This window comes from Arenimonas alkanexedens (assembly GCF_054781355.1).
On record NZ_BAAGUO010000001.1, the window covers coordinates 261,676 to 285,500 of the forward strand.

Here is a 23,825-nt window from a genome sequence, read left to right on the forward strand (position 1 = left end):
GAAGTCTAACCCAAGCCAATGTCGTGCCCGCGTCGTCATCCCGGCGTTATCCTCCCAACATGGATACGACAAGGTCTGCTTCGGCGACAAGGTGGCTGGTGTTTGGCCTCAGTGGCCAGGTCGGTACGGCATTCGCCGAGGCGCTGGCGCCGACCGACCCTCGCTGCCTGGCGCCTTCGCGCCGGCCGCAGGCTCCCCGGCACGGCGTGGATTGGCTCGAGGCCGGCCTGTCGGATTTCGCTGCGAGCTCCGAAGGCGTCGTCGCCATCGTCAGCCTGGGACCGCTGGATGCCTTCGCCGACTGGCTGGACGCGTCGCCGCTGACCCCGGCGCGGGTGGTGGCGCTGGGCTCCACGAGCGTCCACGGCAAGCGAGACTCGCCGGATCCCGAGGAGCGCGGCATGGCGGCGGCGCTGCGCCAAGCCGAGCGCCGTCTCAGCGACATCGCGTCGGCGCGCGGCATCGCCCTGACGGTGCTCCGGCCCACACTCATCTATGGCAATGGCCGCGACCATAGCCTCAGCCGGCTCGTGGTCGCGGCGCGACGCTGGCCGGTACTGGTCTTGCCCGCCGGTGCCCGCGGACAGCGCCAGCCGGTGCACGTCGAGGACGTTGCCGCCGCCGTGCTGACCTGTCTGCGCGAGCCGCGGCCGCGCCCTGGCTACTTCGACCTGCCGGGCGGGGAGACCCTGCCTTTCGGGGAGATGGTGGACCGCGCACTGGCCGCCGGGGCGCCCGGGACGCGGGTCATCCGGCTACCGGCGCCGCTGTTCCGGCTCGGGGTCCGGGCGCTGCGTCTGTTCGGTCGCGGGCAGGGCTTGGGGGAGGGCTTCCTGGCTCGGTTGGCACAGGACCAGGTCTACGACGCCGGGCCTGCCCGGGCGACGCTGGGTCACGCGCCGCGTGGCTTTCGGCCCGGTCTGACAGCGTTTCCGCCGGATGCGGCAGTGCAGCATCCAGCCCGCTGAGCGGCACCATACGCGGGAGCATTGCCATTTCCTAACGAACTATTAATATGCCTAGAGGAAATGCTCTAGAGTCTGGGGGGAGCCAGAACCGTCATGAAGAACAATTCCTTTGCGGCGGCACTCCACCCGCCAATTGATACCACCGCCTTTGGTGGTGCCCCGATTACCGCACGCAAGCCCTGACCCGAGGATCCACCCATGAAGAAACTGCACGCAACCCACGGGCTGGCCGCTCGTGCCCCCTTGGCCGCCGCTGTCACGCTAGGCCTGCTGCTGGCCCCGGCCGCCCAGGCGTTCGAATTCTCGCGCGGCGAGCTGTCCGGCAGTCTGGACACCACGGTGTCCTACGGTTATTCCTGGCGCGTCGACGAGCGCGACTCGAACCTCGTCGCCAAGTCCTGGTTCAACCCGCTGTTGTGCACCCAGAACTTCCCGCTCGGCGCCATCCCGGTCGGTCCGGGCCGCTGCACCTCGACCGGCGGCGTGCCGGGCACGCCGGCCCAGATCGCCGCGCCGGGTCGCTTCTCGGCCAACCGCGACGACGGCAACCTCAAGTACGACAAGGGCGACGCGATCTCGAGCGCCTTCAAGATCACCTCCGAAGTCAGCGTCAACTGGCGTGACTGGGGCGCCTTCGCCCGCGCCACCTTCTTCCATGATTTCGAGAACGAAGGCCGCAACGACCTCACCAATATCGCCCAGGACCGCATCGGCCAGCGCTTCCGCATGCTCGATGCGTTCGTCTACAAGAACTTCGAACTCGGCGACGACGGCCAGTTGGGCGGCACGCTGCGCCTGGGTCGCCAGGTCGTCAGCTGGGGTGAGGGCACCTTCATCCAGAACGGCGTGAACGTGATCAACCCGGTCGACCTGTCCGCCCTGCGCGTGGCCGGCGCCGAGCTGAAAGAAGCCTTCCTGCCGATCGACATGCTGTGGGGCTCGATCAACCTGTCCGAGAACGTGGCCCTCGAGGCCGTGTACATGTTCGAGTTCGAGGAAATCGAAGTTGACGCCGCCGGCACCTACTTCAGCTCCAATGACTTCGGCACCCCGGGCGGCACCTACGTGATGCTGGGCTTCGGCACCACGCCGCAGCCGGTGTACAACCCCGAGAACTTCTTCAACACCTGCTACAGCGGACCGGCTGGCTACGCCAACTCCGACCGCTTCGCCGACCTCACCGCCCTGTACGGCAGCGCCGCCACCGCCGCCCAGGTCATCGCCATCGGCTGCGGCAACGCCGTCGGCCGCATCGAGGACCGTCCGGCCAGCGATTCCGGCCAGTACGGCATGGCGCTGCGCTGGTACGCCGAAGCCCTCAACGAGACCGAGTTCGGCTTCTACTTCCTGAACTACCACAGCCGCGTGCCGCTGCTTTCGGGCCGCGCCGTGAACAACCCGGTCGTCGGCGCCGCCAGCGGTCGCTTCTTCGTCGAGTATCCGGAAGACATCCAGATGTTCGGCATGAGCTGGAACACCACGCTGCCCGGCGGCATCGCCTGGCAGGGTGAAATCAGCCATCGCCCGAACGCGCCGCTGCAGGTGGACGACGTCGAACTGCTGTTCGCCGCGCTCACCCCGCTCAACCCGTTCATCCCGGTGCCGGCGCTGCAGTTCAACAGCCAGCTCGGCAGCTATGCCCTGGGCCAGGAAGTCCGCGGCTGGCGCGAGCATGAAATCAGCCAGATCCAGATGACCTTCACCAAGGCCTTCGCCGAGGTGCTGGGTGCCAATCAGCTGGCCATGGTTGCCGAGTTCGGCGCCACCGAGGTCTGGGACCTGCCCTCGCAGTCCGTGCTGCGCTATGAAGGCGAAGGCACCGACACCGGCGGCGGCTGCGACGTGGGTGACACCGCGGCGGCTGGTTTCCCGGGCCTGGGTGCGCTCCAGTTCGGCTGCCTGCGCAACCCGCAGACGCTGACCGGCGGTTTCCCGACGGCGTTCTCGTGGGGCTATCGCTTTGCCGCGCGCGCTGACTACTCCAGCGCTTTCGGCACGGCCATCACCTTGTCTCCGCGCATCGCGTTCAACCATGACGTGAGCGGCACGACCCCGGGACCGGGCGGCAACTTCCTCGAGGATCGCAAGTCGCTGACCCTCGGCGTCGAGGCCAACTACCTCAACAAGCTGGTGTTTGACCTCAGCTACACCGCGTTCAGCGGCGCCGAGCAATATAACCAGATCCATGATCGCGACTTCGCGTCGTTCTCCGTCAAGTATTCGTTCTGACGCCAACAGGGAGGCAGAGGATGAAAATTTTCAAGAAGCATGCGTTGACCGTTTTGGTCGGCGCCATCGTGCTGGGTACCGGTGCTGTGCAGGCCGCGGTCAGCGAGCAGGAAGCGGCCAAGCTTGGCCAGAGCCTTACCCCGGTCGGCGGTGAGAAAGCCGGCAACGCCGCGGGCACCATCCCGGCCTGGGATGGCGGCATCGTCCGCCCGCCCGCGGGCTTCCGCGTCGGCACGTTCCACGTTGATCCGTTCGCGGCCGACAAGCCGCTGTACTCGGTCACTCGTGCCAACGTCGCGCAGTACGGCGAAGTGCTTTCGGCCGGCCAGAAGGCGATGTTCGCCAAGTACCCGACCTATCGCATGGACGTGTACCCGACCCGCCGCAGCGCTTCGTTCCCGCAGCGCACCTACGACTTCACCAAGCGCAATGCCACCCAGTGCAAGCTGGTCGCCGACGGCGAAGGCATCCAGAACTGTGCCGAGGGCATTCCGTTCCCGATCCCGCAGAGCGCGCAGGAAGTGATCTGGAACCACAAGCTCAAGTACAAGGGCCTGTCGGTGGTCAGCTACTCCAACCAGGCCGCTCCGACCGCGGGTGGTGCGTTCACGCTGATCAAGGTGCGCGAGGAAATCCTGGGCCTGTACTACAAGCCGGGCAACACCTCCGAGAACATCAACAACATCCTGCTGTACTTCAAGCAGGAAGTGCTCGGCCCGGCGCGTCTTGCCGGCCAGGTGCTGCTGGTGCACGAAACCCTGAACGCGGCTGCTGCGCCGCGCCAGGCGTGGGTGTACAACCCGGGCCAGCGCCGCGTGCGCCGCGCTCCGAACGTCGCCTACGACAACCCGGGCACCGCGTCCGACGGCCTGCGCACCAATGACATGACCGACATGTTCAATGGCGCCATGGACCGCTTCAACTGGACCCTGGTGGGCAAGCGGGAAATGTTGGTTCCCTACAACGCCTACCGCGCGCACAGCGACAAGACCAAGATCAGCGACCTGATCCGGCCGGGGCATCTCAACCCGGACTTCATGCGCTATGAACTGCACCGCGTCTGGGTGGTCGAGGCCAAGCTCAAGGAAGGCCAGCGCCACATCAACAGCCGCCGTACGTTCTACATCGACGAGGACAGCTGGCAGATCATGGCCATCGACCACTACGATGGCCAGGGCAACCTGTGGCGCTACTCGGACGCGCCGTCGGTGAACTACTACGAGGTGCCGACCTTCTGGTCCACCCTCGAGACCCACCACGATCTCAAGTCGGGTCGCTACATCACCGGTCTGCTGGACAACGAAGACAAGCCGCGTGACTTCGGCTACCAGAGCACGCCGGCGAACTACTCGCCGCAGAACCTGCGTACCTCGGGCGTGCGCTGACCCCAAGCTGTTGGTTACCAGCCGCGCCCGAAAGGGCGCGGCTGCGTTAAGGGCCCCGCGAATGGCGCGGGGCCAGGTGGAGGAAGAAATGCCAGCAACCCCCCTTTCCAGCGCGCGCCTCACCGGCGCCCTGCTGTTGGCCCTGGCCCTGCCGCTCTCCGCGCAGGCGCCTGAGGCTGAAATTCCCGCCGAGGATGCAGCGGCCGAAACGGCCGATCTGAATTCCGGCATGGACGCCGCTCCGGAGCAATCCGTCGAGCCGTCCGCCCCTGCCATCGACCCGGTGTTGCGCGACGCAGAGATCATGCCGCGCGCCAGCCGCTCGCTGCTGCTCGACGCGGTGCGCACCAGCGCCGGCTACTTCGCCGTCGGCGAGCGTGGCCACGTGCTCATGTCCGGCGACGGCAAGTCCTGGACCCAGGCCAAGGTGCCCACGCGCGCCACCCTGACCACGATCGCCAGTGCCGACGGCATTCTCTGGGCCGCCGGCCACGACGGCGTCATCGTCCATTCCACCGACGGGGGCCAGACCTGGACCCGTCGCCGCGCTGCGCCCTGGAGCTACGACGTCGTCGATCCCAGCGAAGGCGTGCCGGTGATGGACCTGTTCTTCACCGACGCTCGCAACGGCTTCGCCATCGGCGCGTACAGCCTGATGCTGGTCACCAGCGACGGCGGCGTTACCTGGACCCCGCGCAGCGTGCTCGACAAACCGGTTGTCGAGGACGCACCGATGCCGATAGATGATGCACAGGACGAAGTTGCCGCGGCCGATGACTGGACCTTCAGCGACGACGATCTGATGCTGGAAGCGGAGTTGGACCCGCACCTCAATGCCATGACCCGCACCGGCTCCGGTGCGCTGGTGATCGCCGGTGAGCGCGGCGCGTTCATGCGCTCGCGGGACGGCGGCCAGACCTGGGAGAGCAAGCGCCTTCCCTACGAGGGCTCCATGTTTGGCGTGCTGGCTTGGGAAGACGATCACCTGCTGGTCTTCGGCCTGCGCGGCAACGTGCTGGAGTCCCGCGACCTGGGCGACACCTGGAACGCACTCGAAACCGGCATCACCACCAGCCTCATGGGTGGTTATGCGCTGCCCAATGGCGGCGCGGTCCTGGTCGGCGCCAATGGCGCCATCCTGACCCGCCCCGACGCCGCGACGCCCTTCACTGCAGTGGCCTACGAGATGACCAGCGGTGAAACGCCGCTGCTCTCGGGCGTACTGCCGGTGGACGACGCCGGATACCTCGTGATCGGCGACAAGGGCGCCGACCTGTACCGCCCGAAGTGACGGAGACGCAATGAGCCTGCCCAACGCCCAACCCGGCCCCTTCGCCCGCTTTGCCGAGAACATCGTTTTCGGCAACCGGCCGTTGATCCTCATCGTCTTCACGGTGATCACCCTGGCGATGCTCTACTTCGCCGCGCAGCTGAAGGTGGACGCTGGCTTCAAGAAGCAGGTGCCGCTGCAGCACGAATACATGCAGACCTTCCAGGATTACGAGGCTGAGTTCGGCGGTGCCAACCGCGTGCTCGTCGCCGTGATCGCCAAGGACGGCGACATGTTCGACCAGGACTTCATGCGGACCCTGGAGAACGTTACCAACGAGGTGATCAACCTCGATTCCACCGATGACGCTCGCGCCCGCTCGCTGTTCACGCCCAACGTGCGCTTCATCGAGGTGGTCGAAGACGGCCTGTCGGGCGGCAACGTCATCCCGCAAACCTTCACGCCCAACGTCGAAGGCTTCGAGTCGACGCCTGAGGACTTCCGCGCGATCCGAGGCAACATCGTCAAGGCCAACATCGTCGGCCGTCTGGTCGCGAAGGACTGGTCGGGCGCGATGATCTGGGCCGACCTGATCCCGGAAAGCGACGTCAACAAGGTTGACTACCAAGAGGTCGCCAGCCAGTTCGAGGCCATCCGCACCAAGTACGAAGACGAGAACCACAGCGTCCACATCATCGGTTTCGCCAAGGTCGTGGGCGACATCAGCGATGGCGCACGGTCGGTCATCAAGTTCTTCCTGGTCACCATCGCCTTCACCTGGCTGCTGCTGTTCCTGTACTCCACCTCCGGCAAGCTCGCCAGCCTGACCGTGGCCGCGGCCCTGGTGTCGGTGGTCTGGATGCTGGGCGCGCTCAAGCTGATGGGCTTCGGCATCGACCCGATGAACATGCTGACGCCGTTCCTGATCTTCGCGATCGCGGTCAGCCATGGCGAACAAATGATCAACCGCTTCCGCGGCGAGATCTTCTTTGGCGGCCTGGAAGAGGGCACCGTGGACGAACTGCGGGCGCGCGCCAAAGACGGCGTGGAGCCGCTCGAAGCGGCCCGTCTGTCCTTCCGCATGCTGCTGGCGCCGGGTACCGTGGCGCTGCTGGCCGGCTGCATCGGCTTCGGCGCCATCATGATCATCCCTATCGACATGGTGCGCGAGCTGGCGATCACCGCCACCGTCGGCGTTGCCCTGACCATCCTCACCGACCTGGTGCTGCTGCCGGTTCTGCTGAGCTACACCCGCCTGCGCAACATCGATCGCAAGCGCGAGTTCCGCCTGCGCCAGCTGACCCGCTTCGACAAGATCTGGGCGGCGCTTTCGCGCCTGTCCAAGCCCGGCCCGGCGGCCGTGGTGATCCTGGTCGGCGTGGTGGTCTGGTTCTTCGCCTGGCAGCACGGCAACAAGGTCATGATCGGCGATGCCCAGAAGGGCGTGGCCGAACTGCGTCCCGATGCCCGCTACAACCAGGACGCGGTGCTGATCGCTGATCGCTTCGCCCTCGGCGTGGACATCATGAACGTCATCGCCGAGTCCGGTCCGTCGGCCTGCACCACCAGCTTCAATGCCATGGAGACCATTGATCGGTTTGCCTGGCACATGGAGAACGTGGAAGGCGTCGAGCAGGTCATCACGCTCCCGGCGGCTGCCAAGATCGTCAATGCGGGCTGGAACGATGGTTCGGTGCGCTGGCGCATCCTGCCCCGCGACCCGGACACCTTGCGCCAGGCGACCCAGAGCTTCGAGACCGACTCGGGCCTGCTCAACGCCGACTGCAGCGCGATCCCGATCACGATCTTTACCTCCGACCACCAGGCCACCACCATCGACCGCGTGGTCGCGGCAGTGAAGGAATTCCGCGAGGCGAACGACGCTTACGTGCCGGGCAATCTGCGCCTGCAGTTGGCCGAACAGGCCGCGGAGGACCCGAACTTCAGCACCGACCAGGTCAACCTGCGCCTGGCGACCGGCAACGTCGGCGTCGCGGCCGCCACCAACGACACGGTGCGCGAGTCCGAGCACATGATCCTGTACCTGCTTTATGCGGCGGTGTTCGTGATGTGCTGGATCAGCTTCCGGAATCCGCTGGCGGCCCTGTGCGTGATGTTGCCGCTGGTGTTGGTGACCGAACTGGGCCACTCCCTGATGGTGCAGCTCGACATCGGCATGAAGGTCAACACCCTGACGGTGGTGGCCCTGGGCGTCGGTATCGGCGTGGACTATGGCATCTACATCTTCGCGCGCATGCGTGAGTCGATGCTGCAGGGCAGAACCGTGGCCGAGAGCTACTTCGTGGCGCTCAAGACCACCGGCATCGCGATCTTCTACACCGCGTTGACCCTGGCGGTCGGCGTGGCGATGTGGATCTTCTCCGACCTCAAGTTCCAGGCCGACATGGGCATCATGCTCACCTTCATGTTCGTGGTGAACATGGTCGCCGCGATCATCTTCCTGCCGGCCCTGTGCCGCTGGTTGCTGCGTCCGCGCGAGAAGGACACCTGGGTGCCCAGGCTCTGATTCTGCTGATGTCTTGATCCATGGAAGGCGGGCCTCGGCCCGCCTTCTTTTTTGCCCTGCATTGGCCTATCGCCTTCGTCAGCAGCGTGTCGGCTCGCGCCGTCGTCACCGCGGAAGCGAGGGTCACTTCCCACTCAGTGAAGCCTTTTATTTCGCGGGAAGTGACCCTCGCTTCCACGGCGCCGCCGGACCGTGGAGTCATGATTTTCTGATCGGCGAGACGGTACGTTGGCCGTGCTTTGCTTGCGCCTGTTGCGGCGCGTTCTCTCCCGGCGCATTTTTCTGCGGATCCGGCTTGGCTAAATATTCACTTGCTTTGATGGCGCATGCGGCCTAGCGCGGCGCGTCCCTTCGGACACTTTTAGGTGTAGTCGGCGCAAGCACGAGTATGCGGGCCAGCCCGACTTTCTCGGCCCTGCCGTGCCGGAAAAGCGCCAACGTGTGGACAGAGCTGCGATGACGCGCCACTAGCGCAAACACTTTTAAAAAGACCGGCGTCAAAGTTCTTCCGGCGCCGGCACCGGACGCGACTTTGCCAGGCTGCGCAGGGCGATCAGCAGGATGCCGGCCAGCGTCATCGCGCCGCCGATCCACAGCTTCGGGCCGGGCCGGTCTCCCCAGACCAGCACGCCCAGCGCCACCGCGAACACCGGTGTCAGCAGCAGCCATGGCATCACCCGCGCCACCGCATGGCGCTGCATCAACGAATAGTAGATGCCGTGCCCGAGCAGCGACGCGACGATGGCCGCATACGCCACGCCGAACCACGCCTGCCCGCTGAAGCCGGCGATCCGATCGAACCCGCCGGGCTCCAGCCAGACACTGAGCGCCAACATCGGGCCCACGCCAAGCACCGCCGTCCAGGCCTGCATCCCGTAGCGGTCAACACCGCCGAGTCCGCGCATCAGCACCGTGCCCACCGCAAGGAAAAAAGCCGACACCAGCATCAGCAGCAGAGACGCTGGATTGTCGAGCACCAAGGGATCGAAGCCCAATACCAGTACGCCGCCGAAACTGAGCGCAATCGCCGTGCCCGTGCGCCACGCGAAACGCTCGCCCAGCACGAGCCATGCCAGCAGCACCGACATCGGCACGTAGCTCTGCATCACGATCGCGGGCGACGACAGGTCGCCGGCCATCTTCAGGGCCCAGAAACTCAAGCCGAAGTGCAGTACGCCCATGCACAGCGCAATCGCCACCAGTCGCGGCCACTGGCCCGGAGCGGGACGCCGCAGGAAAGCCGAGAGCAGCAGCGCCAGCAACAGCAGGCGCATGCCGGTAAACAGCAGCGGCGGCATTTCGCGCAGCGCCAGGGCCGCCGCCAGGAAGTTGCCGGCCCAGGCCACACAAACCAACAGCGCAAGAAGCAGGTCGCGAAAAGGCATGGTGACTACCGGTGGTTCGGCGGAGGGACTGTCGACGGGCCGGCAGGAACGGCTTGCCGCAGGCGCGGCGCTCGGGCAGAGTCTCCGGGCGCAATGCGCATCCGAGTATCCAATGGGGAGAGAGGCAATGGAACAGATGGCTGCCCTCGGGGGCATGATTTTGGTTATTTTCGCGGTGATGCTGGTACTGGGCCTGCTGGTCGGTGGTTTGGTGCTCAAGTTCAGCGTCCGCATGCTGCAGAGCTTCTCGCCCAGCTACGGCAAGTCGGTGCTGGTCGTTTTCCTGGCTGGCGTGGCGGGCTTCATCGTCAATATCGTGCTGACCATGGCGATGGGCGTGGGCACAGGCATGGGCGATCCGACCGCGATGGCCGGCAACGAGGCCGCGATGGCCGGCGCCATGATGGCCTCGCTGGGCGTGATGGCGATCAGCCTGCTGGCTTCGCTGTTCATCACCGCCTTCTTCGTCAACTTGATGATCAAGGCGCCGGACGGTCGGGCGATCGGTTTCGGCCGTTCCTGCCTGGTGGCGCTGCTGTACCTGGTGGTGATGGTCGTGCTGGGCATCGTTGCCGGCATCGCGATCGGCATCATCCTGGCCATGTTGGGCGTGGGTGCGGCAGGCCTGGCCGGCATGGGCGGTTGATTCCAAACGCCGGATAAAAAGAAACGGGCGCCCAGGCGCCCGTTTTCTTTTGTTCGCAGGTTCGCCGACAGGATTTCGTCAGTGTCGGATGCCGAGCTTTCGGTAGAGTTTCTCCAGCGTCCACAGCGGACCCACCAACAGGTAGCTCAAGTCGGTCAGGAAGCTGGGCTTGCGGCCTTCGATCTTGTGGCCGACGAACTGCCCGATCCACGCCACGACGAAGACACCCAAGGCCAGCCAGAGCAGCCCGCTTGATCCCAGCTTCATCCAAAGCATGCGATTGAGGAAGCCAAAGGCCACGAACACCACCAGCATGCCAATCGCCAGCGGCCGCGACAGGCGCCAGTACCAGGCCCAGGCCAGGAACATGCCGATCGCCATCCACGCGCCCTGGTTCACCAGCGCCAGCGGCACCGGGATCACCCACATCACCGCGGTCACCGACCAGACGATGGCCGGCACGCACAGCAGGTGGATCAGCTGGTTGGTGGAATTGACGTGGTCGCCCGAATAGCTCGACAGCCAGCGGTCGATGGGACGGCGCGGATCGCGCGCGTCGGTCAGATCGGGGGAAGTCGCCATGGCCAGTCTCCGGTGGGGCGTTGATGCACCATCATAGCCCCGGGGCGTCAATCCAGCCGCAGGTCGGCCAGGCGGTCCAGGGCTTCGGCGTACTTGCGGCGCGTGCCTTCGATAACGTCCGCCGGCACGCTCGGGCCCGGCGCGGTCTTGTCCCAGTCCAGGGTTTCCAGATAGTCGCGCACGAACTGCTTGTCGTAGCTCGGCGGACTGATGCCCACCCGGTAGTGCTCGGCCGGCCAGAAACGCGAAGAGTCGGGCGTGAGCATTTCGTCCATCACGTGCAGCACGCCGTGTTCGTCCAGGCCAAACTCAAGCTTGGTATCGGCAATGATGATGCCCCGATCTAGCGCATAGGCCGACGCGAATCGGTAGATCGCCAGCGTGGCATCGCGCACCTGCATCGCCAGGTCGGCGCCAACCAGGGACACGATGTGGGCGAAGCTGACGTTTTCGTCGTGGTCACCGACGGCGGCCTTGGTGGAAGGCGTGAAGATCGGCTCGGGCAGCTGCTGGGCCTGCTGCAGGCCCGGCGGCAGGGCAATGCCGCAGACCGCGCCGCTGCGCTGGTAGTCCTTCCAGCCGCTGCCGATCAGGTAGCCGCGGGCGATGGCTTCCACCGGCACCGGCTTGAGCCGCTTGGTCACCACGGCGCGGCGGGCATACAGCGCCGCATCCACGCCGGCGGGCAGCTCGGCCGCCACCGGCTCGTGGGTCAGGTGGTTGGGGATCAGGTGGGCCGTCTTGTCGAACCAGAAGTTGCTGATCTGGCACAGCATCTCGCCCTTGCCCGGGATCGGGTCGGGCAGCACCACGTCGAAGGCGGACAGGCGGTCGGTGGCGACCATCAGCAGGCGATTGCCCGGCAGTTCGAAAACGTCGCGGACCTTGCCGCGATGGAGCAGGGGCAGGCCGGGCAGGTCGGCGGTGTGCAGGGTGGTGGGCACGGCGGGCTCGCGGGCGCAGGGGAGGCGGCTATTGTAAGGCGACCGGCCGAGCCGTGACGGCGGCCACACGAAAGGCGCTGCTAGAATCCCCGCCATGACGACGTCTTCCCTGCTCCTGCTGGCCAGTCTCGCCGCCCCTGCGATGGCCCCCGACCTGCCGGCAAAGCCGGCCAAGCTGGGCCTGTGTGTCGCCTGCCACGGCGAAGACGGCACCGGCCGCGCGCTCGGCACGCCGCATATCGGCGGCCAGGATCGGATCTATCTGGAACGCGCCCTGGCCGACTACCGTAGCGGCAAGCGCCAGCACGTACCCATGACCAGCCTCGCCAACGCCCTGCAGCCCCGCGACATCGCGTCGCTGGCGGCCTGGTACGCGGCGCAGCCGGGCTTCGTGGCCGGCGGTGCGCGATGAGGTGGTACGGCAAGCTGCTGGGTTTCGTCGCCGGATGGCTGCTGCTCCGGCACCCGGCCGGGGCCGTGCTGGGACTGGTCATGGGCCATGCGCTCGATGCTGACTGGTTCCGCCGCAAGAAGTACGACCCCTACGAAGTGCTCGGCCTGTCGAGCGACGCCAGCGACGCCGAACTCGAGCGCGCCTATCGACGCCTGATCGCCCAATACCATCCCGATCGCCTCACCGGCGTAGCGCCCGAACTTCGCCTGCAGGCGGAAGACAAGGCCCGCGAGATCAACGCCGCCTACGACCGCATCCAGAAATCGCGACGCTCACGCTGAGAAGCCCATGTCGAACTGCATCATCGCCCCGTCTATCCTTTCCGCCAATTTCGCCAAGCTGGGCGAAGAAGTGGATGCCGTGCTCGCGGCCGGCGCCGACTGGGTGCACTTCGACGTGATGGACAACCATTACGTGCCCAACCTCACCATCGGCCCCTTGGTCTGCGAAGCGCTGCGCAAGCACGGCGTCACCGCGCCGATTGACGTGCACCTGATGGTGAAGCCGGTCGACCGGATCGTTCCTGATTTCGCCGCGGCCGGCGCCAGCCTCATCAGCTTCCACCCCGAGGCCAGCGAGCACGTGCACCGCACCGTGCAGCTGATCAAGTCGCAGGGCTGCCAGGCCGGCCTGGTGCTCAATCCCGGCACGCCGCTGGAGGTGCTCGACTACGTGCTGCCCGAACTCGACCTGGTGCTGCTGATGTCGGTGAACCCGGGGTTTGGCGGCCAGGCCTTCATTCCCTCGGCGCTGGACAAACTCAAGCGCGTGCGCGATCGCATCGACAAGCTCGGCAAGCCGATCCGCCTCGAGATAGACGGCGGCGTCAAGGTCGACAACATCGCCGCGATCGCGGCGGCGGGTGCCGATACCTTCGTTGCCGGCAGCGCCATCTTCAACGCGCCCGACTATGCCGCCGTCATCGCGCGGATGCGGGCCGAAGTGGCGGCCGCCCGCGGCTGAGCCGGCCGGGGCTCACATCGGCGCCAGGGTGACCACGTAGCGCAGCGGTCCACGCGCAGCGGTGGCGTCAAAAGGCCAGCAGGTCACGAGCACCAGCTGGTCGGTGGAAGAAGTCGCGATCCGGGTCGTCCGGGAGTCCACCACTTCGCGTCCGGTGACGCGGTAGCGACGCAGGCCCCGGTCCGATTCCAGCGACAGCCAGTCGCCGTCGCGGACCTCGCGCAGCCAGCTGAAATGGGTGTCGCGGTGGCCGCTGATGATGGTCGTGCCGGACTGGCCGGGCGCGGCGCTGGCTTCGGCCCAGCCCGGACCGAACGCCAGCGGCCGGCCCGCGTCTCCGGCCAGCACGACCTGCGAAATGCCCAGTCGCGGTGCCTGCAGCCTGGCCACCGGATGGGTGTCGGCCCAGGGCCAGGGGCGATGCGCGCCGCCGTCCTGCACGCTGGCCGTCCAGGCCTGTTCCAGCAGTTGCTGGGCCAGCAGCGCCTTGGCCGGCAGCCAGGCCGCATGGCCGGCCAGCGCCAGCGCCGCCAGCATCAGCCCCCGCCCCAGCCAGCGACGCAGCGCAGGTGGTGGGACTTCCCTGTCCCGAGGGTGCATCCGTGATGCGGCGGCGAGCGGTGAAGTCACGGCGCCTCCTGCGCCGTCCGGGGGGAAACCAGGGGGAAGGGCCGGCGGCGCAGCAGTTCGCTGGCGTCGGCGGCTACGAAGTGCCAGTGCATGTGTCGCAGCGCGCGTTCGGTGGAGCGCGGGCCGGACTCGGAGGCCGGCGGCAGCGGGGACAGTTCTCGACGTTCGACGATAAGGACCATGGCGAATCTCCGGGTCAGGCCTGCGCGGGTTCGCGCAGAAGGAAGAGCAGGGCGGTACAGGCGATCCAGGCGAGCAGGCGGGCGCTCATGGCTTAGCTCCGTCCGCGCAGCAGCAAGAGGGCGGACAGTGCCAACACCATCGCCAGCAGCAGCTCACGCAGCCAGCCGGTGCTGCCCTGCGCGAACTGCAGGGAACCGTCGGGCGTGGCATTCATCATCCGGGTGCTTCCCATGGCTTCGTCCTGCGCGCGCGCGGGCGTCCGGTCCACGGCGACCAGACTGGTGAAGCGGCTGACCAGACCGTGGCGCAGGGCGGTTTCGACGATTTGCGGACGCAGTGCCTCGGTGTCACCGCCGCGGCGCAGGGTGTCTTCGAGCGTGTCAATGCGGGCGCGGGCCCAGAGCCGGCCGATGCCCGGCGACGAGGCCGCCGAGCCCGACGAGAGCGGCAACTGCCTCGACCAGGGCTGCGGGCGCAGGCCGCTTACGGTGGCGGCGCCCTGCAGGCGATCCACGCGAGCCACGACCTGCAGCGCCTCACCTTCATAGAGGTCGGGAATGCGCGCCGGATGCATCTCGGCGGTGCCTGGCCAGGTCAGGGTGATGTCACGCATCGCCGGGCGGTCGAGCTTGGCGAGCAGGGCGTCCATCACTTCGGCGACTTCCTGCACGTCGCGCACCAGCGTCTGGGTGCCGCGTCCGGCTTCGGCGGCCTTGCGCAGGAAGTGACCGTTGGGCGCGCTGCCGATACCGACCGGGAACAGCCGCGATTCGCCGCGATGGGTCTCGATGAGGCTCAGCAGTTCGTCTTCATTGCCGATCGCGGCGTCGGTGACCAGCACCACCTGGCGCAGGTAGCCCGCCGGCGCCTGGCCCGCCAGCGCGGCGCGCAGGGCCGGCAGCATCTCGGTGCCGCCTTCGGCGCGCAGCGACCGCACGAAGCTGCGGGCGCGGGCGACATTGCCCGGCTCGGCGGCGACGGCTTCGGGGTAGAGCAGGTCGAAGCTGTCGTCAAAGCGCAGCACGTTGAAGCGGTCGCCCGGACGCAGGCGGGACAGGGCGCGGTCGGCGGCCTCGATCGCCTGTTCCATGGAGGCGCCCGACATCGAGCCGGAGTTGTCGATCACCAGGATCAGCTCGCGCGGCAGCGGCGCCACCGGCAGGGTCGGCGGCACCAGCATCAGCATGGCGAAGGATTCACCGTCCACGACATCGGTGAACACGGCGCTGCGTGGGGCGCGGCTGGGCACCGGCTCCCAGCGGAGGATGAAGTCACGGTCGCTGGCTTCGACCAGGTCGGTGAGCGTCGCACGGTAGCGGCTGCCCTCGGCGGTCACGGTCACGGAATGGCTGGGGCTGGTGACGCTTTGCAGCGGCATGCCCGGCTCGATCTCGACGCTCAGCGCCACCGTCGGCGGCAGGGCGGCGCCCCGGTTGCGCGCACCTGCTACGGCCGGCAATGCCTCGGGGTGCTGTGCCATCGCCTGCGCTGACTCACGCTGTTCGCCGCTCATGTAGCGGGGCGTCAGGGTCAGCGGAAGATGCAGCGAGAAGGCGCCGTCGCGGAAGGCGACCGGCTGCCAGTAGCGCACTTCGATCTCCACTTCTTCGCCGGGACCGATGTTGGCCACCGCGGTCTGGAACAGGTTCGGACGGTTCTGCGAAACCAGGCTGGCGCGCTGACCGCTGGCGGCGGCCGCGCGGTAGATCGCCTCGGCCTCGGCCTTCTCGCGGATCTCGCCTTCGATCAGGCGCTCGCCGATCCGCAGGCGCAGGCCGCCCACCGCGCCGTTCTCGGGCAGCGGCAGCAGGTAGCGCCCCTCGCGCCATTCGCTGGCGTCGTTGCGGTAGGTCTGGCGCACGGTGACCTCGGCCAGCAATCCGCGCACCTGCATGTTCACCGTGGTGTCCATGGCCAGGGTGGCGACCCACTCGTCGCCCACTTTCATCATCAGACCCTCGGGTTCGGAGGTCGGGTCCGAGGCGCTGGCGCGGGCCGGCGCCAGCGTAAGCACCAGGGCCAGCACCACGGCGGCGATGGCGTACAGCCAGGCCAGCGGGCGCGGCGGCGCCGGCCGGGGGCGGAAGAGGCGGGGCTTGCGGGTTTCTCGGGCGTACATGGCGGTGCTCCTTGGGGACGCTGCCATTCCAGCGCCGGCGCCGGCCCGGAACCGGGCCCGATTCGGGCAGGGCGCCGACGAGTTATGGCGATTTGCGGGCAATCCGTTGCCGCGGCACCGCGCGCTGGCCTAGGCTGGCCGCCATGTCACGCACCGTTGCCATCGTCGAAGACGAACCCGCCATCCGCGCCAACTACACCGAGGCGCTGCGTCGCCACGGCTACGCGGTCCAGCCCCATGCCAGCCGCGCCGAGGCGCAGGCCGCGTTCGCCGTGAAGCTGCCGGACCTGGTGATCATTGATGTCGGCCTGGGCGATGAGCCCGAGGGCGGCTTCGACCTGTGCCGGGAGCTGCGCGCGCGCTCGGCGACGCTGCCGATCCTGTTCCTGACGGCGCGCGATTCGGATTTCGACGTGATTTCGGGCCTGCGGCTGGGCGCCGACGACTACCTGAGCAAGGACACCAGCCTGCCCCAGCTCACGGCCCGCATCCACGCCCTGTTCCGGCGCCTGGACTCGCTGGCGGCGCCCCAGGCCCGCGATTCGGTCTACCGCCTGCGCGGCCTGATGCTCGAACTCGAACGCATGCGCGTGTGCTGGAACGAGGTCGAGGTCGCGCTGACCGTCACCGAGTTCTGGATGGTGCACGCCATGGTGCGCTACCCCGGCCACGTGAAGTCGCGCGACCAGCTGATGCGCGAGGCGCAGGTCGTTGTGGATGACGCCACCATTACTTCCCACATCAAACGCATCCGTCGGAAGTTCCAGGCGCTTGATGCCGGCTTCGATGAGATCGACACCGTGCACGGCGCCGGCTACCGCTGGCGCGCCTGACATGACCCTGCGCGGCAAGCTGCTCTTGCTTTCGCTGTCGGTGCTGGCGCTGCCGTGGGCGGGCTGGAAGTTCGTCCAGCAGCTCGAAATCCTGCTGCGCCAGGGCCAGGAGCAGGCCCTGCTGGCGTCTGCCGAAGCGCTGGCGCGCGGCGTCGCCGTCAGGCCGGGCAGCCTGCCGCCGGCCGGTGATGGCTGGTTTGCGCATCGGCTGGCCTTCGCACCACGTCTGGACGGCGAGTCGGGCGATTGGCAGGGTGCGGCGAGCGATCCCTATGCTTTCGGTTCGCCGGCGCCCTGGCTGCGGATGAGCCTGGGTCGCGCCAACGAAAGCCTGCACCTGCTGCTGGACGTGCGCGACACCAGCCGCCAGCGCGGCGAGGCGCACTGGCCCGGTGACCTGGAGTTCGACCGGCTGCGCCTGCACCTGTCGGGGCCGTCCGGCGAACTGCGGCTGCGCCTGGCCAACAGCGAGTCCGGCGTTCTGCGCGTGGCCGGCGAAGATGGCCTGCCGCCGCCGATCCGGATCGAAGGCTTCTGGCGCGAGCACGCGCAGGGCTACACCATCGAAATGGCGCTGCCGCAGGCCTTCATCGTGCGCTCGCTGGGCGTGGAGGCGCGCGACCTGGACGCGGGTGGCCAGCGCCGCCTGGCCGGCACGCTGGATGCGACGGGCAGCCTGGCGCTGCAGCCGCTGCACGGCTATGTCGGTGGCCTGGAGCCGACCCTGACCGCGCTGGCGCCGCCCGGCATGCGCGTGGTGCTGGCTGATCGCGCCGCCTGGGTGTTGGCGCGCGCCGGCACCCTGGGCGCCGACGACACCGAAGACGACCTGCTGCCCTGGCGTCGCAGCCTTTATCGCGCGCTGCTGTTCCGCGACACCCTGCCCACGGCCAGCGAGCCGGCGGACGCGCGCCGCGTGCTGCGCACGGAAGTCGCGGGCGCGATCGCCGGCCAGCCCGGCACCGCCTGGCGCCGGGACCCCTCCGGTGCGCGCCTGCTGCTGTCGGCGGCGGTGCCGGTGACGGTGAATGGCGAAGTGCGTGCCGCGCTGCTGCTCGAGCGTTCCAACTCCGAGGTGCTGCTGCTCACCGACCGCGCGTTTTCCGAATTGCTGGGCGTCAGTGGCATCGTGTTCCTGGCCTCGTTCGGGCTGCTGTTCCTGTTTGCATCGCGCCTGGGCACCCGGATCCGCCACCTGCGTGACGCCGCCGAGCGCGCGCTGGATCGCGAAGGACGCGTCACCCGCTTCCCGGTGACCACCGCGCGCGATGAAGTCGGCGATCTGTCGCGCAGCTTCGCCAGCCTGCTCGACCAGATTGCCGGGTACACCGACTACCTTCGCTCGCTGTCGGGCAAGCTGTCGCACGAACTCAACACGCCGCTGGCCATCGTCCGCACCTCGCTCGACAACCTGGAGTCGGCCGAGCTGCCGGCCGACGCCCGGCCCTACGTCGGTCGTGCCCGCGACGGCATCGAGCGCATGGGCACCCTGGTGCGCACGATGAGCGAGGTCACGCGCATCGAGCACGCGATATCGGCGGTGGAACCCGAGCCCTTCGACCTGAGGGGGCTCCTGGCCGACTGCGCCGAGGGCTATCGCGCGCTATTGGCGCCGCGTGACTTCCGTCTGGAACTTCCCGCTGCGCCGCTTCCTCTGCACGGCTCGCCGGAGTTGGTGGTGCAGGCGCTGGACAAGCTGGTCGACAACGCGCGCGGCTTTTGCCCGCCCGACGGCTGGGTCCGGCTGTCGCTGGCGCCGGACGGGGAGGGCGCACGCATCACGCTGGCGAACTCGGGCCCGCTGCTGCCCGAAGCCATGCAGTCGCGCCTGTTCGATTCGCTGGTGAGCCTGCGCGCCAAGCCCCAGCGCAGCGAAGGCGGCACCCACCTGGGCTTCGGCCTGCACATCGCGAAACTCATCGCCGAACTCCACCGCGGCCACGCCGAGGCCCGCAACCTCCCCGCCGGCGACGGCGTCGCTTTCACTCTCCACCTCCACCCCATGCCCTGACCCCGCCCTCCCACAGGGGGGCGTGGCTATACTTGGCGCCTGTCCGATCAGGTAAATGCCGTGGTTTCCGTTGAAGAGTTCCAGCGTCTGGCCGCCGAAGGCCACAACCGCATCCCGGTCGTCCGCGAGGTCCTGTCGGACCTGGATACGCCGCTCTCGGTCTATCTGAAGCTGGCCGACGGCCCGCATACCTATCTGTTCGAATCGGTGGAAGGCGGCGAAACCTGGGGCCGCTATTCCATCATCGGCCTGCCGGCGCGGCGCACCTACACCTTCCGCGACCACACGCTGGAAGTGCGCGAGCACGGCGAACTCACCGAAACCCGCGAGCTGGACGACCCCCTGGCCGAAATCGATCGGCTGCGCGCTTCGTTCAAGGTGCCGCGCATGCCCGACCTGCCGGCGTTCACCGGCGGCCTGGTGGGCTACTTCGGCTTCGAAACCATCGGCTGGATCGAAAAGCGGCTGGCCGGCGGCGACAAGCCCGACCAGTTGGGCACGCCCGACGCGCTGCTGCTGCTCAGCGAAGAAGTGGCGGTGTTCGACAACCTCAAAGGCCGCCTGTACCTGATCGTGCACGCCGACCCGGCCGAGCCGCAGGCCTACGGCAAGGCCGTGCGCCGCCTGGACGAACTGGTCTACCGCCTGCGTCATTCCGGTCGTAGCTATCCCGATGTGCTTGACCCGTCGCTGCTGAGCGAACAGGACTTCGTGTCCGGCTTCACCAAGGAAGGCTTCCTGGCCGCGGTGGAGAAGTCGAAGGAGTACATCCGCGCCGGCGATATTTTCCAGGTGGTGCTAAGCCAGCGCATGAGCGTGCCGTTCCGGGCGCGGCCGGTGGACGTGTACCGGGCGCTGCGGGCGCTCAATCCTTCGCCCTACATGTATTTCCTCGACCTGGGCGGCACCCAGGTGGTGGGCAGTTCGCCCGAGATCCTGGTGCGCCTGCAGGGCGGGGAGATCACCGTGCGCCCGATCGCCGGCACCCGACCGCGCGGCGCCACCGCAGAAGCCGACGCGGCCCTGGAAGCCGAGCTTCTGGCCGACCCCAAGGAGTGCGCCGAGCACCTGATGCTGATCGACCTGGGCCGCAACGACGTCGGTCGCGTGGCCGAGCCCGGAAGCGTCACCGTGCCCGATCGCTTCCTCATCGAACGCTATTCGCACGTGATGCACATCGTCAGCGAAGTGCGCGGCAAAGTGCGGCCGGGCGTGGGCTTTGCCGAGGTCATCAAGGCGACCTTCCCGGCCGGCACCGTCAGCGGCGCGCCCAAGATCCGCGCGCTGGAAGTGATCCGCGAGCTGGAGCCGGTGAAGCGCAACATCTATTCCGGCGCCGTTGGCTACCTGAACTGGTGGGGCGACGCCGACACCGCCATCGCCATCCGCACCGCCGTGATCCAGGACGGCCGCCTGCACGTGCAGGCCGGCGCCGGCATCGTCCACGACTCCGATCCCGAGAAAGAGTGGGACGAAACCATGAACAAGGGGCGGGCGCTGTTCCGCGCCGTGGCCCAGGCCGCTGGCGGGCTCTGACTTTGTAGGGAAAGCATCGGTATGAAGACGATGATGAAGCTGTTCCTGGCCTGCCTGGTGCTGGTTTCCATTCCGGTTTCCGCGCAGATGAATGCGCTGCCGTCCGAGCGCCATCTGCTGGTCTATGGCGAGGCGGAAGCGCGGGCCATCCCCGACCGCTTCAAGATCACGGTGTCATTCAATGTGGTCGACCCCAGTGTCGACATCGCCCGGCGCAAGGTGGAGACGCAGCTGGCGGCGGTGCTCAAGGCGCTCGACCAGGCGGGCGTCCCGGACGGGGAGGTCGTCGCGACCTCGCTGGAAATCGAGCCGCGCGAGCGCTACGACGCCAAGTCCGAAGCCGAGGTGTACGAAGGCATGGCGGTTTCGCGTGAGGTCACCGCGCGCTTTTCGGATATTGATGCGCTCGAGGCCTTCATTGGTGGCCTGCAGACGTCGAAAGAGCTGACGGTGTCGGGCATCACCACCTCGCTCGAGGCCGAGCCGGCAGCTGGCCCAATGGCTATCAGTGGCTCGGCAGGGACGAGGGTGACCAGCTTGACGCGATCGTGGTCTCCGGGAGTCGTTTGAGCAGCCCGGTGTCGCTTCGGACCGGCTATGTCACCTTCAGTGACAAGATCTATGCGGTCTTCCTGATCGCCGACTGACGCCGGGGGGCTTTATACTCAGCGGCCCACCCGCACGGCCCGCGTCCACATGCTGTTGATGATCGACAACTACGACAGCTTCACCTACAACCTCGTGCAGTATTTCGGCGAGCTGGGGCAGGACGTGAAGGTGGTGCGGAACGACGACCTCACGGTCGCCCAGATCGCCGCTCTCAAGCCCGACCACATCGTCATCTCGCCGGGCCCGTGCACGCCCAACGAGGCGGGCGTATCGCTGGAGGTGCTGGAGAAGCTGGCCGGCCAGGTGCCGATCCTGGGCGTCTGCCTGGGCCACCAGAGCCTGGGCCAGGCCTTCGGCGGCGAAGTGGTGCGGGCGCGCACGATCATGCATGGCAAGACCTCGCCGATCCGGCACAAGGGCCAGGGCGTGTTCGCCGGCCTGCCGGATCCGTTCGAGGCCACGCGCTACCACTCGCTGGTGGTACGCAAGGAGTCGCTGCCCGACTGCCTCGAGATCACGGCCTGGACCGAGCACGAGGACGGCTCGATGGACGAGATCATGGGGCTGCGGCACCGGACGCTGGCCGTCGAGGGCGTGCAGTTCCATCCCGAATCGATCCTGACCCAGCATGGGCACGACATGCTTCGAAATTTCATCCGGGGGGTTCGGGCCTGAAGGCCCTCCTACATAGGTCATGCCAATGCCGATAACTCCGCAGGAAGCGCTGCAGCGCATCATCGAGAACCGCGAGATCTTCCACGACGAGATGGTCGAACTGATGCGCCAGATCATGCGCGGCGACGTCTCGCCCGTGATCACGGCGGCCATCCTGTCCGGCCTGCGGGTGAAGAAGGAAACCGTCGGCGAGATCGCCGGCGCCGCGCGGGTGATGCGTGAGTTCGCCGCCAAGGTCACCGTGCCCGATGCCCACAACTTCGTGGACATCGTGGGCACCGGCGGCGACGGCGCGCACACCTTCAATATTTCCACCGCCAGCATGTTCGTGGTGGCCGCGGCCGGCGCCAAGGTCGCCAAGCACGGCAACCGCAGCGTCTCGTCCAAGTCCGGCAGCGCAGACGTGCTCGAGGCCCTGGGCGCGGTGATCGACCTGCAGCCCGACCAGGTGTCGGCCTGCATCGCTGAGACCGGCATGGGCTTCATGTTCGCGCCCATCCACCACCCGGCCATGAAGAACGTGGCGGCGGTGCGCAAGGAGCTCGGCGTGCGCACCCTGTTCAATATCCTGGGCCCGCTGACCAATCCCGCCGGCGCGCCGAACATCCTGATGGGCGTCTTCCATCCCGACCTGGTCGGTATCCAGGTGCGCGTGCTGCGCAAGCTGGGCGCCAAGCGCGCGCTGGTGGTCTGGGGCCGCGACGGCATGGACGAGATTTCGCTGGGCGGTGCCACGATGGTCGGTGAGCTGCGCGGCGACGAGATCGTCGAGTACGAAATCCATCCCGAAGACTTCGGCATCTCCATGGCCGCCAGCAGGAACCTCAGGGTCGAGGACTCCGCCGAGTCGATGGTGCTGTTGAAGGAAGCCTTGGACGGCAAGGACGGCCTGCCCAAGGAAATCGTCGCGCTCAACGCCGGCGCCGCGCTGTACGCAGCCGGCCGCGCGGTCTCGATCGCCGACGGCATCGACCAGGCTCGCAAGGTCATCGCGGCCGGCAAGGCGCGCGCCAAGCTCGACGAGTTTGTCGCCGCCACCCGCCGGCTTGGCGGGCGCTGAGCCGGCTGCCACCGAAGGAAACCCATGAGCGACATTCTGCAAACCATCCTGCGCCGCAAGGCCGAAGAGGTCGCCGAGCGCGCGGCGCGCGTGCCGCTGGCCGAACTCTCGGCGCGCTGCGAAGGCCTGCCGCCGACCCGCGGCTTCGCCGCCGCGCTGCAGGCGAAGATCGCGGCCGGCCTGCCTGCGGTGATCGCCGAAGTCAAAAAGGCCAGCCCCAGCAAGGGCGTGATCCGGGCCGACTTCCATCCGGCCGACATCGCCGCCAGCTATGAACGCGGCGGTGCCGCCTGCCTGTCGGTGCTCACCGACGTCGACTTCTTTCAGGGCGCCGACGACTATCTGCTGCAGGCCCGCGGCGCCTGCTCGCTGCCGGTGCTGCGCAAGGACTTCACCGTGGATGCCTACCAGGTGTACGAGGCGCGGGCGCTGGGCGCCGACTGCATCCTGCTGATCGTGGCCGCCCTGGACGACGCTGCGCTGGCCGAGCTCTCGCACCTGGCGATGGAGCTGGGCATGGACGTGCTGGTGGAAGTGCATGACATCGACGAACTCGAGCGCGCGCTGCAGGTCGGGGCGCCGCTGGTAGGCGTCAACAACCGCAGCCTGCGCAGCTTCGAAGTGAGCCTGCAGACCACGCTCGACCTCAAGCAGGCGGTTCCGGGCGATCGCGTGCTGGTGACCGAAAGCGGCATCGCCACGCCCGAAGACGTGGCCCTGATGCGTGGCCACGGCGTGCATGCCTTCCTGGTCGGCGAGGCCTTCATGCGCGCGCCCGATCCCGGCACCGAACTGGCGCGTTTGTTCGCCTGAGGC

The 23,825-nt window shown here is 67.6% G+C and carries 22 protein-coding genes; 16 read left to right on the top strand and 6 right to left on the bottom strand.

The annotated features are described in order from the left end of the window. Positions 1–98: 98 nt before the first annotated feature. The 5 genes from ACYVGY_RS01185 (at position 99) to ACYVGY_RS01205 (ending at position 8,379) form a co-directional block, all read left to right on the top strand. A complete protein-coding gene (locus ACYVGY_RS01185; RefSeq protein WP_460455662.1) occupies positions 99–968 on the top strand; it encodes an NAD-dependent epimerase/dehydratase family protein in 870 nt (289 codons plus the stop codon). Between the two features lie 198 nt (positions 969–1,166). Further along, on the top strand, positions 1,167–3,197 hold the full coding sequence (locus ACYVGY_RS01190; RefSeq protein WP_460455663.1) for a DUF1302 domain-containing protein: 2,031 nt from the start codon (positions 1,167–1,169) through the stop codon (positions 3,195–3,197). 20 nt (positions 3,198–3,217) lie between these two features. Beyond that, the gene (locus ACYVGY_RS01195) at positions 3,218–4,582 is read left to right on the top strand and encodes a DUF1329 domain-containing protein (protein WP_460455664.1); all 1,365 of its coding nucleotides are present in this window, start codon (positions 3,218–3,220) and stop codon (positions 4,580–4,582) included. 88 nt (positions 4,583–4,670) lie between these two features. Further along, positions 4,671–5,873 (top strand): WD40/YVTN/BNR-like repeat-containing protein, encoded by a 1,203-nt coding sequence (locus ACYVGY_RS01200; protein ID WP_460455665.1) that lies wholly within the window; start codon positions 4,671–4,673, stop codon positions 5,871–5,873. Between the two features lie 10 nt (positions 5,874–5,883). Continuing rightward, positions 5,884–8,379 carry an efflux RND transporter permease subunit gene (locus ACYVGY_RS01205; RefSeq protein WP_460455666.1) on the top strand — a complete coding sequence of 832 codons (2,496 nt, stop codon included), beginning with the start codon at positions 5,884–5,886 and terminating at the stop codon, positions 8,377–8,379. Between the two features lie 497 nt (positions 8,380–8,876). Here the strand turns inward: ACYVGY_RS01205 and ACYVGY_RS01210 are convergent, their stop codons facing one another. Continuing rightward, positions 8,877–9,764: a DMT family transporter gene (locus ACYVGY_RS01210; RefSeq protein ID WP_460455667.1), complete on the bottom strand. Its 888-nt coding sequence runs from the start codon at positions 9,762–9,764 to the stop codon at positions 8,877–8,879. A gap of 154 nt (positions 9,765–9,918) precedes the next feature. On the opposite strand from ACYVGY_RS01210, the gene ACYVGY_RS01215 reads away from it, so the two are divergent. After that, complete coding sequence (locus ACYVGY_RS01215; RefSeq protein ID WP_460455668.1) at positions 9,919–10,410, top strand: hypothetical protein; 492 nt, start codon at positions 9,919–9,921, stop codon at positions 10,408–10,410. A 78-nt stretch (positions 10,411–10,488) separates the two neighbouring features. Here the strand turns inward: ACYVGY_RS01215 and ACYVGY_RS01220 are convergent, their stop codons facing one another. Both ACYVGY_RS01220 and ACYVGY_RS01225 read right to left on the bottom strand, forming a co-directional pair. Further along, positions 10,489–10,974, bottom strand: coding sequence for an Mpo1 family 2-hydroxy fatty acid dioxygenase (locus ACYVGY_RS01220; RefSeq protein ID WP_460456239.1), 486 nt, complete (start codon positions 10,972–10,974; stop codon positions 10,489–10,491). A 65-nt stretch (positions 10,975–11,039) separates the two neighbouring features. Further along, positions 11,040–11,936, bottom strand: a complete 897-nt coding sequence (locus ACYVGY_RS01225; protein ID WP_460455669.1) for a phosphoribosylaminoimidazolesuccinocarboxamide synthase — start codon at positions 11,934–11,936, stop codon at positions 11,040–11,042. Between the two features lie 94 nt (positions 11,937–12,030). Here ACYVGY_RS01225 and ACYVGY_RS01230 point away from each other — a divergent pair, with 94 nt between their 5' ends. From ACYVGY_RS01230 to rpe, 3 genes are read left to right on the top strand one after another with little or no spacing between them, the layout of a single operon-like run. Then, positions 12,031–12,348 carry a c-type cytochrome gene (locus ACYVGY_RS01230; protein WP_460455670.1) on the top strand — a complete coding sequence of 106 codons (318 nt, stop codon included), beginning with the start codon at positions 12,031–12,033 and terminating at the stop codon, positions 12,346–12,348. Continuing rightward, positions 12,345–12,671: a J domain-containing protein gene (locus tag ACYVGY_RS01235; RefSeq protein ID WP_460455671.1), complete on the top strand. Its 327-nt coding sequence runs from the start codon at positions 12,345–12,347 to the stop codon at positions 12,669–12,671. Before ACYVGY_RS01230 ends, ACYVGY_RS01235 begins: the two co-directional genes overlap by 4 nt. A gap of 7 nt (positions 12,672–12,678) precedes the next feature. After that, positions 12,679–13,353, top strand: coding sequence for a ribulose-phosphate 3-epimerase (gene rpe, locus ACYVGY_RS01240; protein ID WP_460455672.1), 675 nt, complete (start codon positions 12,679–12,681; stop codon positions 13,351–13,353). 12 nt (positions 13,354–13,365) lie between these two features. Here the strand turns inward: rpe and ACYVGY_RS01245 are convergent, their stop codons facing one another. The 3 genes from ACYVGY_RS01245 to ACYVGY_RS01255 all read right to left on the bottom strand — a co-directional run bounded on the left by ACYVGY_RS01245 (position 13,366) and on the right by ACYVGY_RS01255 (position 16,285). Continuing rightward, positions 13,366–13,983 carry a class GN sortase gene (locus tag ACYVGY_RS01245; RefSeq protein ID WP_460455673.1) on the bottom strand — a complete coding sequence of 206 codons (618 nt, stop codon included), beginning with the start codon at positions 13,981–13,983 and terminating at the stop codon, positions 13,366–13,368. Continuing rightward, positions 13,980–14,165: a hypothetical protein gene (locus ACYVGY_RS01250; protein ID WP_460455674.1), complete on the bottom strand. Its 186-nt coding sequence runs from the start codon at positions 14,163–14,165 to the stop codon at positions 13,980–13,982. The genes ACYVGY_RS01245 and ACYVGY_RS01250 overlap by 4 nt, the downstream gene beginning before the upstream one ends. A gap of 92 nt (positions 14,166–14,257) precedes the next feature. Further along, on the bottom strand, positions 14,258–16,285 hold the full coding sequence (locus ACYVGY_RS01255; RefSeq protein ID WP_460455675.1) for a marine proteobacterial sortase target protein: 2,028 nt from the start codon (positions 16,283–16,285) through the stop codon (positions 14,258–14,260). A gap of 143 nt (positions 16,286–16,428) precedes the next feature. On the opposite strand from ACYVGY_RS01255, the gene pdsR reads away from it, so the two are divergent. The 7 genes from pdsR to trpC all read left to right on the top strand — a co-directional run bounded on the left by pdsR (position 16,429) and on the right by trpC (position 23,822). Continuing rightward, the gene (pdsR, locus tag ACYVGY_RS01260) at positions 16,429–17,118 is read left to right on the top strand and encodes a proteobacterial dedicated sortase system response regulator (RefSeq protein ID WP_460455676.1); all 690 of its coding nucleotides are present in this window, start codon (positions 16,429–16,431) and stop codon (positions 17,116–17,118) included. A 1-nt stretch (position 17,119) separates the two neighbouring features. Further along, positions 17,120–19,129 (top strand): ATP-binding protein, encoded by a 2,010-nt coding sequence (locus ACYVGY_RS01265; protein ID WP_460455677.1) that lies wholly within the window; start codon positions 17,120–17,122, stop codon positions 19,127–19,129. Between the two features lie 60 nt (positions 19,130–19,189). Continuing rightward, positions 19,190–20,665, top strand: a complete 1,476-nt coding sequence (trpE, locus tag ACYVGY_RS01270) for an anthranilate synthase component I (RefSeq protein WP_460455678.1) — start codon at positions 19,190–19,192, stop codon at positions 20,663–20,665. Positions 20,666–20,686: 21 nt separating this feature from the next. Then, entirely contained in the window at positions 20,687–21,235 is a 549-nt protein-coding gene (locus ACYVGY_RS01275) for an SIMPL domain-containing protein (protein WP_460455679.1), read from the top strand. A 126-nt stretch (positions 21,236–21,361) separates the two neighbouring features. Beyond that, entirely contained in the window at positions 21,362–21,949 is a 588-nt protein-coding gene (locus tag ACYVGY_RS01280; protein ID WP_460455680.1) for an anthranilate synthase component II, read from the top strand. Between the two features lie 25 nt (positions 21,950–21,974). Beyond that, the gene (gene trpD / locus ACYVGY_RS01285) at positions 21,975–23,009 is read left to right on the top strand and encodes an anthranilate phosphoribosyltransferase (protein ID WP_460455681.1); all 1,035 of its coding nucleotides are present in this window, start codon (positions 21,975–21,977) and stop codon (positions 23,007–23,009) included. Positions 23,010–23,033: 24 nt separating this feature from the next. Continuing rightward, positions 23,034–23,822 (top strand): indole-3-glycerol phosphate synthase TrpC, encoded by a 789-nt coding sequence (gene trpC / locus ACYVGY_RS01290; RefSeq protein WP_460455682.1) that lies wholly within the window; start codon positions 23,034–23,036, stop codon positions 23,820–23,822. The last annotated feature ends 3 nt before the right edge of the window (positions 23,823–23,825 follow it).